Origin of the sequence: Mesorhizobium sp. M0621 (assembly GCF_040320745.1) — a bacterium.
In the GTDB taxonomy this organism is placed as follows: Bacteria; Pseudomonadota; Alphaproteobacteria; order Rhizobiales; family Rhizobiaceae; genus Mesorhizobium.
Window position 1 is genome coordinate 1 of sequence record NZ_JAMYQF010000094.1, and the last position, 13212, is coordinate 13212.

The following is a 13212-nucleotide window of genomic DNA, read 5'->3' on the forward strand; positions in this document are numbered from 1 at the left end:
GCCGCAAATCGAAATCCCCATAGCCATCGCCTGTGGCCCGCGGGTTCCTTCCTCGGGGACTTTCGTACGCCTGCCGGCGCCCGAAACTCTTCACGATAGCCGACGGTTACAGCGCACGTCTGCTTTCGGCAAATTCGCCGCGTACCCAGTCGGCAAACGCGGCGGCAGGCTCCGAGAGATCGCGCAAGCTTCTGGCCACCAGCCAATAGGCGCCGGATGCGACGTCGATGTCGAACGGCTTGATCAGCGCGCCGGACTTGATTTCCCCGCCGATCTGCAAGAGATCGCCCAGTGCCACGCCATGTCCGAGCAGGGCGGCCTGCTTAGAAAGCGACGCATCAGCCAGCATGGGGCCGCGCGCGGGCACGGCGTCGGCGGGCACGCCGGCCGCTTCGAACCAGCGCGCCCAGCCCTGACGGTTCTCCTCGTGCAAAAGCGTGTAGCGACCAAGGTCTATCGGCCTCTCGAGGGGAGGGCCCGAGGCAAGCAGCGCCGGCGATAGAACCGGAGAATCGACTGTCGAGGCAAGCCGCTCGGCCTGGCTGCGCGGCCAGGAGTTGGCATGCGCGCTGAAGCGCAGGGCAAGTTCGGGCTGATCGCTGCGGAACTCGATCAGCCTTGGATCGACTTCGAGAGAGATATCGATATCGGGACGCAATTGGCGAAACCGGTTGAGCCGGGGCACCAGCCACACTGAGGCAAGGGATGGTTCAACGCTGACGCGAGCCACGGACTGTGCCGGCGTCGCCACCAGTTCCCCAAGCAAGGTATCGATGGCGTCAAAACTTCTGACGAGCTGATCCAGCAGACGCCGGCCGGTGTCGGTCAGTTCGACGCGACGATGGTGACGTTCGAACAAGGGCTGGCGCAGGAAGATCTCGAGCTCGCGGATCTGCCGGCTGATCGCCGCCTGCGAGACGAAAAGCTCCTCGGCGGCCCGGCTGAAGCTCAGATGCCGCCCGGCCGCCTCGAAGCTCCTCAATGCCGTTAGCGGCAGGCGTCCGCGCTTCATTCGCATAACCCAGGATTATCCGAAGTGGAAATTATACTCGTTTGAAGGCGAAGGCCAGCGGCGGTCAAATCGCGTCAAAGGAGACACAAACATGATCCAGTTGCTGAGCATCTTTGGCGATGTCATGCGGATCGCAACGTTTCAATGGCGTGACGAAAGGCAGCATGAAAAGTGCCGCCAAGAACCGGCCAGTTCTGGCCGCCGGGCGCCTTCGGCTGACAGGCAGCCGTTTCGCCGTTTCTGTCCGTGACGGCGGCAGGCGCGCAAGGAACGGGATTGCGTTCTCCAGTGGAAGCCCACATCTATCGCCTAGGAAACGCGATACGGAGACTGTGGTGCGCGACCAGCATGGGCATGCGCATATCGCCGGACCGCCAAAGAGCGGCCGCAACTGGCCCGGTCCGTGGCGCAAGACGCCGGGGCGTCTCCTCGGCACGTCGCTCGTGCGCCTTTACCAGCTGACGCTGTCGGGCTTCGTCGGCAATTCCTGCCGGCATCTGCCGACCTGTTCCGAATACGCGCATGAGGCGATCGCCCGCCACGGCCTGTGGGCCGGCGGTTGGATGGGATTTTTCCGCGTGCTGCGCTGTGGGCCTTTCGGCACGCATGGCATCGACCGCGTGCCGGAAACCTTGGCTGAGCGCTATGTCTGGTTCACGCCATGGCGCTACTGGCGGATCGGCAGCAAGCCCGGCGAAGCGCAGGGGTGATCGAGCCGGCGGCACCGCGCGTTTACGATCCGGTAGGGTTAACGCAAGCCTGCACAAAGACTGCGCATTTGAGACAAAATCGAGACAAGAGACCTCGCTAAGCCGCTCGCGAACCCCCCTTCTGGAGCGAGCAGAAAATGCGTAATTTCGACCGTCTTCCCTTCATCTTTGCCGGGATCCTTTTCCTGCTCGCCTGGCTGCTGGGATTTCCGTTGCGTGCGCAATCGGCGCCGCTGAAGGACATCGAATGCACGCTGATCGCCGATGCGGCGAGCGGCAAGACGCTCTACCAGGATGGGGTTTGCGATCAGCGGTTCAGCCCGGCGTCGACGTTCAAGGTGCCGCTGTCACTGATCGGTTACGACAGCGGAATCCTGAGCGACGAGCACACGCCGAGCTGGGACTACAAGCCGGAATTCAACGCGGTGAAGCGAGATCGGAAGACCGTCGATCCGGTGACCTGGGAGCGGGATTCGATCCTGTGGTTCTCAAGGGAAATCACCCGCCGGCTTGGGTCGCAGAGTTTTGCCGGTTATGTCTCGAAATTCGACTATGGCAACGCCGATGTTTCCGGCAACCCCGGCAAGAATGATGGCCTGATCCAGTCCTGGGTGAATTCTTCCCTGAAGATCACACCGGTCGAGCAGGTCGATTTCCTGCGCAAGCTTCTGACCCGCAAGCTGCCCGTCTCGGCCAAAGCCTATGACATGACCAACGCCATCATCCCGACATTCCAGGCCGGGGGCTGGACGGTGCAGGGCAAGACCGGCAGCACCAGGCTGGCTAACGATGCCGACAAGATCAGGGACAAGCGCTCGCTCGGCTGGTTCGTCGGCTGGGCGAACAAGGACGGCCGCCAGATCGTCTTTGCGCGGCTGGTCGTCGATACCAACCGCGCCGATATGCCCAAAGGCCTCAAGACGCGGACCGCGTTCCTGAAGGATCTGCCGCTGCTCATTAAATGAAGGCCTGATGCCTGAGCCGGGCTTTACGGCGGCGGAATCTGTCCATAAAAGACAGCCGCTGCCGGACGCATCCGGCTTCCATCGATGCATGTCGTAACCCCAAAACCGCCATACACTTTTGGGCGACATGCATTTTAACCACCCGCGCTCGTTTGCGGGACTGGATAGGAGATACATGATGCTGAATTCCGTTTCCCTGACATTTCCCGATGGCTCCGTCCGCGAATACGACGCGGCGATGACCGGTGCTGGCCTCGCCGAATCGATCTCGAAATCGCTCGCCAAGAAGGCCGTCGCCTACGCCATCGACGGGACCGTGCGCGACCTCAGTGATCCGCTCGGCAAGTCCGGCAAGGTCGAGATCGTCACCCGCGACGATCCGCGCGCGCTGGAACTGATCCGCCACGACACCGCGCACGTGCTGGCGGAAGCCGTGCAGGAACTGTGGCCGGGAACGCAGGTGACCATCGGGCCAGTGATCGAGAACGGCTTCTATTACGATTTCGCCCGCAACGAGCCGTTCACGCCAGACGACTTTCCGGTGATCGAGAAGAAGATGCGCGAGATCATCGCGCGCAACAAGCCGTTCACCAAGGACGTCTGGTCGCGCGACAAGGCAAAAAAAGTCTTTGCCGACAAGGGCGAGCGCTACAAGCTGGAGCTGATCGACGCCATTCCCGAGGATCAGGATCTCAAGATCTACGCGCAGGGCGATTGGTTCGACCTCTGTCGCGGACCGCACATGGCCTCAACCGGCCAGATCGGCAATGCCTTCAAGCTTATGAAGGTGGCCGGTGCCTATTGGCGCGGCGACTCGAACAACCCGATGCTGACGCGCATCTATGGCACGGCCTGGGCCGACCAGGCCCAGCTTGAAGCCTACCAGATGATGCTGGAGGAGGCCGAGAAGCGCGACCACAGGAAGATTGGCCGCGAGATGGACCTGTTCCATTTCCAGGAAGAGGGGCCTGGCGTCGTCTTCTGGCATGCCAAGGGCTGGAAGATGTTCCAGAACTTGGTCAATTACATGCGCCGCCGCCTCGACGAGCAGGGCTATCAGGAGGTCAACGCACCGCAGGTGCTCGACAAGAGCCTGTGGGAGACGTCAGGCCACTGGGGCTGGTATCGCGACGCCATGTTCAAGGTGACTGTCGCCGGCGACGATACCGACGACGATCGTGTCTTCGCGCTGAAGCCGATGAACTGCCCTGGTCATGTGCAGATTTTCAAGCATGGGTTGAAGTCTTATCGCGATCTGCCCGTAAAACTTGCAGAATTTGGCAATGTGCATCGCTACGAGCCGTCGGGCGCGTTGCACGGGCTTATGCGCGTGCGCGGCTTCACGCAGGACGATGCGCATATCTTCTGCACCGAGGAGCAGCTGGCGTCGGAGTGCCTGCGCATCAACGACCTGATTCTGTCGACCTATGCCGACTTCGGTTTTGACGAGATCAGCGTCAAGCTGTCGACACGGCCGGACAAGCGCGTCGGCACCGACGAAGCATGGGACCACGCCGAGGCGATCATGGGCAGCGTGCTGGAGACGATCAGGACGCGATCCGGCAATCGCATCAAGACCTCGATCAATCCGGGTGAGGGCGCCTTCTACGGGCCGAAATTCGAATATGTGCTGAAGGACGCCATCGGCCGCGAATGGCAGTGCGGCACGACGCAGGTCGATTTCAACCTGCCGGAGCGATTCGGCGCCTTCTATATCGGCTCGGATTCGGAGAAGAAGCAGCCGGTGATGGTGCACCGAGCCATCTGTGGCTCGATGGAGCGCTTCCTCGGCATCCTGATCGAGAACTATTCCGGCCATTTCCCGCTCTGGTTCGCGCCGCTGCAGGTGGTGGTGGCGACGATCACCTCGGATGCCGACGGCTATGCGACCGAGGTGGTGGCAAAGCTGAAGGCCGCCGGCCTGTTGGCGGAAGCGGATTTGCGCAACGAGAAGATCAACTACAAGGTCCGCGAACACTCGCTGGCCAAGGTTCCGGTCATCCTGGTCTGCGGCAAGCGCGAGGCGGAAGAGCAGACGGTCAACATGCGCAGGTTGGGCTCACGCGACCAGGAATCGCTTGGCCTTGACCAGGCGATCGCGAAACTGACCGACGAGGCTGTTACACCCGACCGCAAGCGCAAACGCGCGGCCTGATCGGCATAGTTTGACCAAATGGCGGTGGGGTGACCCACCGCCATTTTCATATCCCTGTCACGCCGACCTTGTAACGAACCCCTATGCCCAAGCTGAAATTGCGCGAACGACCCTTTCCCGAGCTTTCCTATGCCAATCCGCGCCAGCCGGCGCTGACGCGCTGGTTCATTCAATCGGTCGAAGGCCTGTCGGGCCGCGACCGTTACACCGCGCTTTACGATTTCTGGCGCCGCCAGGTCGTTCCGACCGGCGAACGCGTGTTCAGCCGCATGCTCGACCTGATCGACGTCCGGGTGCGGACATCAGACCAATGGCCGCCCGCACAGTTGCCGGATACGCCGCTGGTGATCGTCGCCAATCATCCGTTCGGCATTGGTGACGGCATTGCCGTGCTGTCGCTGGCCGAGCAACTTGGGCGGCCGTTCCGGGTGATGATCCACAAGGACCTGCTCAAGATCCGCGAGATGGAGCCATACTCGCTGCCGATCGACTTTTCGGAGACCAAGGACGCGCTGAAGAACAACATGGCCGTGCGCCACGAGGCGGTGCGGCTGCTCAAGGAAGGCGTCACCATCGTGGTGTTTCCGGCCGGTGGCGTCGCCACCGCGCCAAAAGGCTTTGGCCGGGCGCGCGACCTGCCGTGGAAGATGTTTCCGGCGCGTCTCATTCAGGAGGCAAAAGCGTCGGTCATCCCGATGCATTTTTCCGGACAGAACGGCAGGCTGTTCCATCTGGTCAGTGGGCCGATGAACATGGCCGAACGCGACGGTCGGGTAGCGAAGTTCGTCGGAAAGGCGTCGCTGACATTGCGCACGTCGCTGCTCATCCACGAATTCGCGCGGCTGTCCGGCAAGGCGATCGTCGTGCGTGTCGGCGAGGTGCTGAGCTGGAGCGAACTGGAGCCGTTGCGCGACCGCAAGGCCTTGCTCGACCGCCTTTATCGCGGCGTGTTCGACCTCGCTCCAGTCGTGACGCGCCGCCGGCTTCCGTTCCTGCCGGCGCGGACCAAGCTAGCGGCTTGAGGCGACAACGGTCCGGCTCACGAGGGGTCGAGACTCGACCGTCCGTTCAGAAAATAGTATGACACTGTAACGTTGCGGTGCTATAAGGAGGCAAGGAACGAACTTGCCATGAGAACCAGCAAACCAATCACCGTGACCCTCGGCCGCCAGCAGAGCAGCGTCGACGCACGCCTGGCGTCGGGCGCCTACGACTCCGCCAGCGAGGTCATGCGGGCGGCGCTGCGCGCCCTCGATCGCGAGGAGCAGATCATCACCGCTGTCATGCGCGCCAAGGTCCAAGAAGCCCTTGACGACCCGCGCCCGGACATCCCCGCAGAAGACGTCTTCAAAGCGCTGCGCGCCCATCATGCGGACCGCATGAAGGCCGCTAAGCGTGACGCATAAGGTCGTCTTCAGGCCGGCGGCTCAAGCCGATCTCTTCGCCATCTACAGCTACATCGAAAACGACAGCGGGCGTCGGCGTGCCGGCGACTATGTCGACCGCATAGAGGCCGCGTGCATGGCACTGTCCACCTTCCCGGAGCGCGGGACCGTGCGCGACGCTGTTGGCCCCGGCGTCCGCATCGTCGGTTTTGAACGCCGCGTGTCGATCGTTTTCCGGGTCAACGGTGACACCGTGGTCATACTGCGTGTGCTCTATGGAGGACAGGATTATCCGGCCAGTTCAGAGGATGAAGCTGACACCTGATTCCTCCGGTAGGGATTGCGAACCGCAGTCAGGTCTAGTCCGCGCCTTCCTCAGGGTCCATCGCCGCGGCCTCGGTGGCCAGAACCTCAATCTCCTGGTTCTGCCCGGCCACGACCGTAAAATCCTTCTGATAGATGCGGTCGCGGTTCTTGGCGATGATGGTGTAGTCGCCCTCGGCCAGCACCATCGAGGCGAAGGCGCCGACGGTTTCCTTGATCGGATCGCCGGATTCGTTGAGCAGCGACCAGGAGGTGTCGGCGATCGCCTCGCCACCGGTCTCGCGCACCAGCTTCATCGTGATCTCGGCGGCGTGGTGCTCGACAGTGGCTTCGGTCAGCTTGCCTGCCTCGACGCGGATGTCGGAGCGGATGACCGCGTTGACCGCGCCATAGGTCGAGACGACATGGTAGATGCCGGCGTTGAGCCGCACGACGCTGTTGGGCTCGACATCGGGAATGATCAGCGCGCGGTCGCCATTGGCCTCGGCTGTGCCCTCGTAGATCGAAAAGCGCAGCTTCTTGGGCGGGATGCGCACGCCGCCGGACAGCACGGCGTCGAGCTTGAGGCCGCCGGCGTCGAGCACGAGGCTCTCGCGCTTGGCGTCCTTGCTGACGGTGATGCGCTTGGTGGCGCCGGCCCTGCCATAGGAGGCGTGAACCAGATAGCTGCCGGGCTCGAGCTGGAAGACGGCGGTGCCACCATGGGCGGAGGCGACCATCGGCAATTTGCCGTTAACGGCTTCGGGCTTGAAGACCCGCCAGACGATGCCGCGCGTGATGTCGGAACCCTTGTCGGTCAGCTGGGCGGAGAGTGTGATGGCGCCGCCGCCGCTCAGCGCCAATGACGTCTCGCCTTTCGGCGTCGCATAGCTCGAGATTCCCGGAAGCTTCAGGTCGCTTACGCCGTCCAAATTCTGTGCCAAGGCGAACGAAACCGGCGCCATGAACAGCAGGGCGCCGAACCAGACCAGTAAAAGACGGACAGTCCCCTCAAACATGCCTTGCGTTGAAGCCCATGGCGGTGGCAATTTCAAGGCTTAAGAGTCCGATCGATACGACTCTTCCGTCCGGCGTATTCCGCGCCAATGCCCGAGCCGCCCCGAATTCCCGATGGTGCGCTTCAGCTCAAAACAGAATGTTTAGGAGATTTGCGCCCATGGCGTCGCCAATCATCGATTTCCTGCTGACCCGAAACTCCGCGCCGATCCCTGATTTGAAGGAGCCGGCGCCGAGCGATGCGGAGATCGCGACGATGATCACTGCCGCCTCGCGGGTGCCCGACCATGGCCGATTGGAGCCTTGGCGCTTTATCCTCTATCGTGGCGATGCTCGTATCGAGATCGGCAGACAACTGGCCGCGCTTGCCGAGCAGCGGGAGGGACCCTTGCCGGAAGGCCGCCGTAATCAGGAACTGGCGCGGTTCTCGCGCGCGCCGCTGGTGATCGGCGTGGTGTCGATCCCCAGGGAGAATCCAAAAATACCGCAATGGGAAATGTTCCTGTCGGGCGGCATGGCGGCGATGAACCTGATGATGGCAGCCAATGCGCTGGGTTATGGCACCAATATGATCAGCAACTGGTATTCGGATGTGCCGGAGGGCAGGGCGCTGCTCGGGCTGGCGCCGCACGAGCGCGTCGTCGGCTTCATCCATGTCGGCTCCTATGAGGGGCCGGCGCCGGAGCGGCCACGACCTGATCCGGCGAGGCTCTATGCCGATTATTCGGGACCATGGAACGGCTGAATGTTCTATGAGCCGTCAAAGGGCCACGGCCTGCCGCACGATCCATCGAAGGCGATCGTGGCGCCGCGTCCGATCGGTTGGATTTCGACACTGAACGGGGCTGGTGAGATCAATCTCGCACCATACTCCTTCTTCAATGCCGTTTCGACGCGGCCGTTCATCGTCTGGTTCTCCTCCGAGGGCGAGAAGGATAGCGCTTCCTTTGCCCAGGAGACCGGCGAGTTCGTCGCCAATCTCGTCAGCCGCGATCTTGCGGAGAAGATGAACCGCACATCGGTCAATGCACCGCGCGGCGTCAATGAATTCGTCTATGCCGACCTTGCCATGGCGCCGTCGCGCCTGGTCGCGCACCCCCCCCTTGGGGCGGCGCCCGGCCCGCAAGAAAGCCGGGTGACGGAGGTGTTTCGGCCAAAGGCGCTGGACGGATCGCCGACAAGCGCTGTCGTCGTCGCCGGTGAAGTGGTCGGCGTATACATCGACGATACCTTCCTGACAGACGGTCTGTTCGACATTACCAAGGCAGGCAACGTCGCTCGCCTCGGCTATATGGAGTATGCCAGCGTCGACGAGGTATTTTCGATGCGCCGGCCGCGCTGGGACAAGGATTAGACGCCTAGGCCCGCGCCTTGTCAGCGCTTGTCCTCCGCCGGGCTGTCATGACGGCGCGCACGTAGCCGGGTTCGCCGATGCGAATGCTTCCATCAGGGAGGCCAAGTATGCGGTCGAGAGCGATCTCGTAGAGCCTGACGCGTTTCTCCAGGACCTCTATGGCGACGTCCATGTCGGCGTCGCTGCCGCCGGCGAATGCCTTGGCAATGATGTCGTGCGTGGCCATGCCGAACTGCATGACGATATCGGCGACGCCCTCCGGGTCGAATGTCCTGAAGGTGCCGTCTTCGATGCCTTGCCTGATGATCTTGACCAGCAAGGGCGAAAAAGACGCGCTGGCCGCCAGGTTGATGCGGTGGAAAAGCACCAGATTCTCCGGCCGAAACAGCGTCTCAAAAAGAGCCCAGGCTTCCGGAGCAGTGTCGATCTTGGCGCGCCGCGACTGGGCCAGCAGGCTGTTCAGGCGGCCGAGCGGATCGAGACCGGGATCGTCGAATATGTCCTGGACGCCAGCCAGTGCCTGTCTCGCGAATCGCTCGGCCAGCGCCAGCAGAAGAGCGTCCTTGGAGGCGAAGTAGTGATAGAAGGCGCCCTTCGAGACGCCGGCGGCGGCGATGACGTCGTTCAGGCTCGCCTTGTCGTAGCCCTGCGTCAGGAAAAGTGCCTGAGCATGATCCAGAAGTTCTTCTCGCCTGAGCTCGGGATGCTTGATGACACGGGGCATGACGAAACCTTCTGCACGCGATGGCCGCTCTCGTCCAGATGCGCGGCAATCGTTGGCCTGCCGGCTTGAATGGCAGACCATCGGTCGGTATAATAGACCAGTGGTCTAGAGTGGCCAATCGGTGGGGCATGTCGCGGAAGGTTTTGTCATGATCTCGAAGTTGATTCTTCAGACATTTGCGTGGTTCGGCGTCATGGGCGCCTTGCTCTTCCTGTCGGCCGGCACGCTGCACTGGCCGGGAGCCTGGGTGTTTCTGGTGGTAATGGTGGGACTTAGCCTCACCATGGGCGTGGCGCTGGCCCGGCGCGATCCCGGCCTGATGAATGAGCGGCTGAGCCCTCCCATCCAGAAGAATCAAACCGCGGCCGACAAGGTGCTGTTGACCATACTGCTGGCCGCTATCTTCGGTTGGCAGGCCCTGATGGGCTTCGACGTCCGTTTCGGCTGGTCGGTGGTTCCCGTCTGGATGCAGGTGATTGGCGCGACGATCCTGCTGCTGGGAATCTGGATCTGCCACCTGACGATGCTGGAGAACAGTTTCGCGGCGCCCGTCGTGAAGATCCAGGACGAGCGCGGCCAGCGCGTGATCACCACGGGTCCCTACAGCTACGTACGGCATCCTATGTATGCCGGCGCTATTCTCTTCTTTGCCGGCACGGCACTCTTGCTCGGCTCGTGGTGGGGGCTGGCATCGGTGATCGTCTTCATCATTCTTCTGGCTGCCCGCACATTCATTGAGGAAAGCACGCTGCGCACCGGCCTGCGAGGCCATGACGACTATGCGGCCCATGTTCGCTACCGCCTGATTCCGCTGGTCTGGTAGCGATTCAGGCGCTCAGGCGGAAATACCTGCCGCCTTGGCCCGCGCCAGAAGCCGCTCGGCCAGCCGCAGATGCGGTCTGTCGTACATCTTGCCGTCGATGCCGACGACGCCTGGATTTCCGGCCGCCTGGAATGCGGCGACGATCGCCGCCGATTGTCTCACGGCCTCGACCGACGGCGTGAAGGCGGCGTTGATGACGGGTACCTGGTCGGGGTGGATCGCCATCTTGCCGGTGAAACCGTCGCGTTCGGCCTCGGCGCATTCCGCTTCGAAGGCGGCCATGTCGCGAAAATTCGGAAAGACGGTGTCGATCGCCGCGACCTCCGCGGCCCCGGCCGCAAGGATGGTCGCTGTGCGAGCGTGACGGAACACGTCCGTGTAGCGGCCGCGCTCGTCGCGGGCCGTGCGCGCGCCGATCGCCGCCGACAGGTCTTCCGCACCCCAGGTGAGACCGGCAAGCCGTGCGCTCGTCCCACCATAGGTCGCCGCCGCCAGCACGCCCGCAGGCGTTTCCGTGATGATCGGCAGGATCCTGATCACACCATCGGCCAGGCCATTTTCGGCCTCGTGCACCCTGAGCTTTGCCGACAAATGTTGCACATCCTGGCCGCTGTTCGACTTGGGCAGCATGACGCCATCGGGTCTTGCCGGCACCAACGCCGCCAGATCGTCATCGGTCAGCCCGGTCGACAGATCGTTGACCCTGACATAGATCGCCGAGCCGGTTTGCGCCCTGCGCTCGACGATGAAGCGCGCCGCCACCTCGCGCGCCAGCGCCTTGTTATGCGGCGCCACGGAATCTTCCAGGTCGACGATGACCACATCGGCGCCGGCACCAAACCCTTTTTGCAGCTTCCTCTCGGAATCCCCGGGGACGAACAGCAAAGAACGCATGCGTCAGGCCGCCTTCTTCAGCATCATCGCTTGCCGCGTGCATTTGGCGACGAGGTCGCCATGCTGGTTGTAGGCGCGATGCTCGAATTCGACGATGCCGCGATCGGGTTTCGACCTGGACTCGCGCACCGAGATGACCGTTGTCTCGACCCGGATGGTGTCGCCATGGAAGACCGGGTGCGGAAACACGGTTTCCTTCATTCCGAGATTGGCCACCGTGGTGCCGACGGTGATGTCATTGACCGAAATGCCGATCATCAGCCCGAGCGTGAACAGCGAGTTGACCAGCGGCTTGCCCCATTCGCTCTTGGCGGCAAAATCGAAGTCGATATGCAGCGGCTGCGGGTTCAGCGTCATCACCGAAAACAGCATGTTGTCGCTTTCGGTGACAGTCTTGCGCAGCGTGTGCTGGAAGACCTGGCCGACAACGAACTCCTGGAGATAAAGCCCGGCCATTTTCTCTCGCCTCCACTACCTGACGGTTGATATGCGCTGCATCCAGTGCTCGCAAGCCAGTTAATGAACATGGTGAACCGTTCGTAAACCATTTCTGCCTACGGTCCTGGTCGGGGCCAGAGACCTTCTGGCAAGGGGCGTAAGCAGACGGGCATGGTTGTTTCGCATTTCCTGAAGTGGATCTACACGGCCAGGGTGTCGGAGCGCGCAGCCGCGGCCAGTGCTTTGGCCCGGGCCTATATCAATTCCGAATTGCCTTTCGAGGACCGTTGCGCCGCCGAGGCTGCGCTGACGCTGCTGCTCGACGATGCCTCGTCGAAGGTGCGTCTGGCGATGGCCGAGGCGCTGTCCATGAGCCACCACGCGCCGCTGCAGATCATCAGCGTGCTGGCCTCCGACCAGCCGGAAGTCGCCGGCGTGGTGCTGGCACGCTCGCCGCTGCTCACCGACGCCGATCTGATCAACTGCGTGGCCTCAAGTCCGAAGGCGACGCAGAAATTGATCGCCGACCGGCCGTTCGTCTCGATGGCGCTGTCGGCGGCCATCGCCGAGATCGGCGAGGCTGAAGCCTGTGCCGTGCTGCTCGCCAACAGCGGCGCCGGCATTGCCTCGCTCAGCTTCCGCCGCATGGCGGAGCGCCACGGCCATATTCCCCTGGTACGCGAGGCGCTGATATCGGACGCCCGCCTGCCTGCCGCCTGCCGGCATATGCTGCTGGTCAAGCTCGGCGAAATGCTGAAAACGTCGCCGCTAGTGATGGCGTTGATGGGCGCGGCGCGCGCCGACCGGGTCATGCGTGACGCTTGCGTCAAGGCTTCGGTGACGCTGATCGAGGGTACGCGCCAGGAAGAACACGCGGCACTGATCGAGCATCTCAGGCTGCGCGGCGATCTCACCGCCAGCTTCCTCATCCGCACCATCGCGCATGGCAAGGTCGATTTCTTCGGCTCGGCGCTGGTCGCGCTCAGCCAGCAGTCCGAACAAAGGGTGAGGGCGCTACTTGCCGGCGGGCACGATGTCGCCTTGCAGGCGTTGTTCCGCAGCGCCGGCCTCGCCGCCGCCACGCACGCCATCATCCTGCGCGCGCTGAAGATCTGGCGCGAGGTCGCCAACGGCAAGCGCGTCGCCGGTGTCCAAGAGGTCAGCTGGCTGATGCTCAAGGAAGTGGGTGGACAGTCGACGGAAGGCGATCTGGCCGCGCTGGTCAAGTCGATCCATCTCGACGCACTGCGCGAGAACGCGCGGGGCCATGCGCTGGCGATCGCCGCCGCCTAAAGTGTATCGATATTCAGGTGATGCCGGCCTGCGAATGACGGTTCCCTGCGCTTCCGGTGCTCATATGTGGACGGCCCCCTGCTTGCAAGTGTTTGGCATGATGATTTGATCGGATCGCTTGCGCTCATATGTCCGGCCT

At 62.7% G+C, this 13212-nt stretch carries 16 protein-coding genes; 11 read left to right on the top strand and 5 right to left on the bottom strand.

The annotated features are described in order from the left end of the window. Positions 1 to 106: 106 nt before the first annotated feature. Positions 107 to 1012 carry a LysR substrate-binding domain-containing protein gene (locus NKI38_RS32430; RefSeq protein WP_352664813.1) on the bottom strand — a complete coding sequence of 302 codons (906 nt, stop codon included), beginning with the start codon at positions 1010 to 1012 and terminating at the stop codon, positions 107 to 109. Between the two features lie 91 nt (positions 1013 to 1103). Between NKI38_RS32430 and NKI38_RS32435 the strand changes: the two genes are divergently transcribed. The 7 genes from NKI38_RS32435 (at position 1104) to NKI38_RS32465 (ending at position 6552) form a co-directional block, all read left to right on the top strand. Next, positions 1104 to 1262, top strand: a complete 159-nt coding sequence (locus NKI38_RS32435) for a hypothetical protein (RefSeq protein ID WP_352664815.1) — start codon at positions 1104 to 1106, stop codon at positions 1260 to 1262. A gap of 85 nt (positions 1263 to 1347) precedes the next feature. Further along, the gene (gene yidD, locus NKI38_RS32440; RefSeq protein WP_352664817.1) at positions 1348 to 1722 is read left to right on the top strand and encodes a membrane protein insertion efficiency factor YidD; all 375 of its coding nucleotides are present in this window, start codon (positions 1348 to 1350) and stop codon (positions 1720 to 1722) included. A 137-nt stretch (positions 1723 to 1859) separates the two neighbouring features. Then, positions 1860 to 2687 (top strand): class D beta-lactamase, encoded by an 828-nt coding sequence (gene blaOXA, locus NKI38_RS32445; protein WP_352664819.1) that lies wholly within the window; start codon positions 1860 to 1862, stop codon positions 2685 to 2687. A 178-nt stretch (positions 2688 to 2865) separates the two neighbouring features. Continuing rightward, entirely contained in the window at positions 2866 to 4842 is a 1977-nt protein-coding gene (thrS, locus tag NKI38_RS32450) for a threonine--tRNA ligase (RefSeq protein WP_352664839.1), read from the top strand. An 83-nt stretch (positions 4843 to 4925) separates the two neighbouring features. Then, positions 4926 to 5864 (top strand): lysophospholipid acyltransferase family protein, encoded by a 939-nt coding sequence (locus NKI38_RS32455; RefSeq protein WP_352664821.1) that lies wholly within the window; start codon positions 4926 to 4928, stop codon positions 5862 to 5864. Positions 5865 to 5972: 108 nt separating this feature from the next. Next, a complete protein-coding gene (locus NKI38_RS32460) occupies positions 5973 to 6248 on the top strand; it encodes a type II toxin-antitoxin system ParD family antitoxin (protein ID WP_352628081.1) in 276 nt (91 codons plus the stop codon). Beyond that, positions 6238 to 6552 carry a type II toxin-antitoxin system RelE/ParE family toxin gene (locus NKI38_RS32465; RefSeq protein ID WP_352664823.1) on the top strand — a complete coding sequence of 105 codons (315 nt, stop codon included), beginning with the start codon at positions 6238 to 6240 and terminating at the stop codon, positions 6550 to 6552. Before NKI38_RS32460 ends, NKI38_RS32465 begins: the two co-directional genes overlap by 11 nt. A gap of 34 nt (positions 6553 to 6586) precedes the next feature. Here NKI38_RS32465 and NKI38_RS32470 read toward each other — a convergent pair whose 3' ends face one another. Then, a complete protein-coding gene (locus tag NKI38_RS32470; protein WP_352664825.1) occupies positions 6587 to 7549 on the bottom strand; it encodes an RgsD C-terminal domain-containing protein in 963 nt (320 codons plus the stop codon). 158 nt (positions 7550 to 7707) lie between these two features. On the opposite strand from NKI38_RS32470, the gene NKI38_RS32475 reads away from it, so the two are divergent. Together NKI38_RS32475 and NKI38_RS32480 are read left to right on the top strand one after the other, a co-directional pair. Continuing rightward, complete coding sequence (locus NKI38_RS32475; RefSeq protein ID WP_352664827.1) at positions 7708 to 8292, top strand: nitroreductase family protein; 585 nt, start codon at positions 7708 to 7710, stop codon at positions 8290 to 8292. Next, entirely contained in the window at positions 8293 to 8901 is a 609-nt protein-coding gene (locus NKI38_RS32480) for a flavin reductase family protein (protein WP_352664829.1), read from the top strand. Between the two features lie 4 nt (positions 8902 to 8905). On the opposite strand, the gene NKI38_RS32485 is transcribed toward NKI38_RS32480, so the two are convergent. Further along, positions 8906 to 9625 carry a TetR/AcrR family transcriptional regulator gene (locus tag NKI38_RS32485; RefSeq protein ID WP_352664831.1) on the bottom strand — a complete coding sequence of 240 codons (720 nt, stop codon included), beginning with the start codon at positions 9623 to 9625 and terminating at the stop codon, positions 8906 to 8908. 148 nt (positions 9626 to 9773) lie between these two features. Here NKI38_RS32485 and NKI38_RS32490 point away from each other — a divergent pair, with 148 nt between their 5' ends. Then, positions 9774 to 10448, top strand: coding sequence for a methyltransferase family protein (locus NKI38_RS32490; protein WP_352664833.1), 675 nt, complete (start codon positions 9774 to 9776; stop codon positions 10446 to 10448). Between the two features lie 12 nt (positions 10449 to 10460). On the opposite strand, the gene NKI38_RS32495 is transcribed toward NKI38_RS32490, so the two are convergent. Together NKI38_RS32495 and NKI38_RS32500 are read right to left on the bottom strand one after the other, a co-directional pair. Further along, the gene (locus NKI38_RS32495) at positions 10461 to 11342 is read right to left on the bottom strand and encodes an HpcH/HpaI aldolase/citrate lyase family protein (RefSeq protein WP_352664835.1); all 882 of its coding nucleotides are present in this window, start codon (positions 11340 to 11342) and stop codon (positions 10461 to 10463) included. A gap of 3 nt (positions 11343 to 11345) precedes the next feature. Then, positions 11346 to 11798: a MaoC family dehydratase gene (locus tag NKI38_RS32500; RefSeq protein WP_352628089.1), complete on the bottom strand. Its 453-nt coding sequence runs from the start codon at positions 11796 to 11798 to the stop codon at positions 11346 to 11348. Between the two features lie 153 nt (positions 11799 to 11951). On the opposite strand from NKI38_RS32500, the gene NKI38_RS32505 reads away from it, so the two are divergent. Continuing rightward, positions 11952 to 13073: a DUF2336 domain-containing protein gene (locus NKI38_RS32505; RefSeq protein WP_352664837.1), complete on the top strand. Its 1122-nt coding sequence runs from the start codon at positions 11952 to 11954 to the stop codon at positions 13071 to 13073. Positions 13074 to 13212: the final 139 nt, after the last annotated feature.

What these genes read in the sequence shown, in the direction of transcription:
- NKI38_RS32430 (WP_352664813.1), bottom strand. Translation starts at nt 1,012, where the DNA reads ATGAAGCGCGGACGCCTGCCGCTAACGGCATTGAGGAGCTTCGAGGCG.
- NKI38_RS32435 (WP_352664815.1), top strand. Translation starts at nt 1,104, where the DNA reads ATGATCCAGTTGCTGAGCATCTTTGGCGATGTCATGCGGATCGCAACG.
- blaOXA (WP_352664819.1), top strand. Translation starts at nt 1,860, where the DNA reads ATGCGTAATTTCGACCGTCTTCCCTTCATCTTTGCCGGGATCCTTTTC.
- thrS (WP_352664839.1), top strand. Translation starts at nt 2,866, where the DNA reads ATGCTGAATTCCGTTTCCCTGACATTTCCCGATGGCTCCGTCCGCGAA.
- NKI38_RS32455 (WP_352664821.1), top strand. Translation starts at nt 4,926, where the DNA reads ATGCCCAAGCTGAAATTGCGCGAACGACCCTTTCCCGAGCTTTCCTAT.
- NKI38_RS32460 (WP_352628081.1), top strand. Translation starts at nt 5,973, where the DNA reads ATGAGAACCAGCAAACCAATCACCGTGACCCTCGGCCGCCAGCAGAGC.
- NKI38_RS32470 (WP_352664825.1), bottom strand. Translation starts at nt 7,549, where the DNA reads ATGTTTGAGGGGACTGTCCGTCTTTTACTGGTCTGGTTCGGCGCCCTG.
- NKI38_RS32475 (WP_352664827.1), top strand. Translation starts at nt 7,708, where the DNA reads ATGGCGTCGCCAATCATCGATTTCCTGCTGACCCGAAACTCCGCGCCG.
- NKI38_RS32480 (WP_352664829.1), top strand. Translation starts at nt 8,293, where the DNA reads ATGTTCTATGAGCCGTCAAAGGGCCACGGCCTGCCGCACGATCCATCG.
- NKI38_RS32485 (WP_352664831.1), bottom strand. Translation starts at nt 9,625, where the DNA reads ATGCCCCGTGTCATCAAGCATCCCGAGCTCAGGCGAGAAGAACTTCTG.
- NKI38_RS32490 (WP_352664833.1), top strand. Translation starts at nt 9,774, where the DNA reads ATGATCTCGAAGTTGATTCTTCAGACATTTGCGTGGTTCGGCGTCATG.
- NKI38_RS32495 (WP_352664835.1), bottom strand. Translation starts at nt 11,342, where the DNA reads ATGCGTTCTTTGCTGTTCGTCCCCGGGGATTCCGAGAGGAAGCTGCAA.
- NKI38_RS32500 (WP_352628089.1), bottom strand. Translation starts at nt 11,798, where the DNA reads ATGGCCGGGCTTTATCTCCAGGAGTTCGTTGTCGGCCAGGTCTTCCAG.
- NKI38_RS32505 (WP_352664837.1), top strand. Translation starts at nt 11,952, where the DNA reads ATGGTTGTTTCGCATTTCCTGAAGTGGATCTACACGGCCAGGGTGTCG.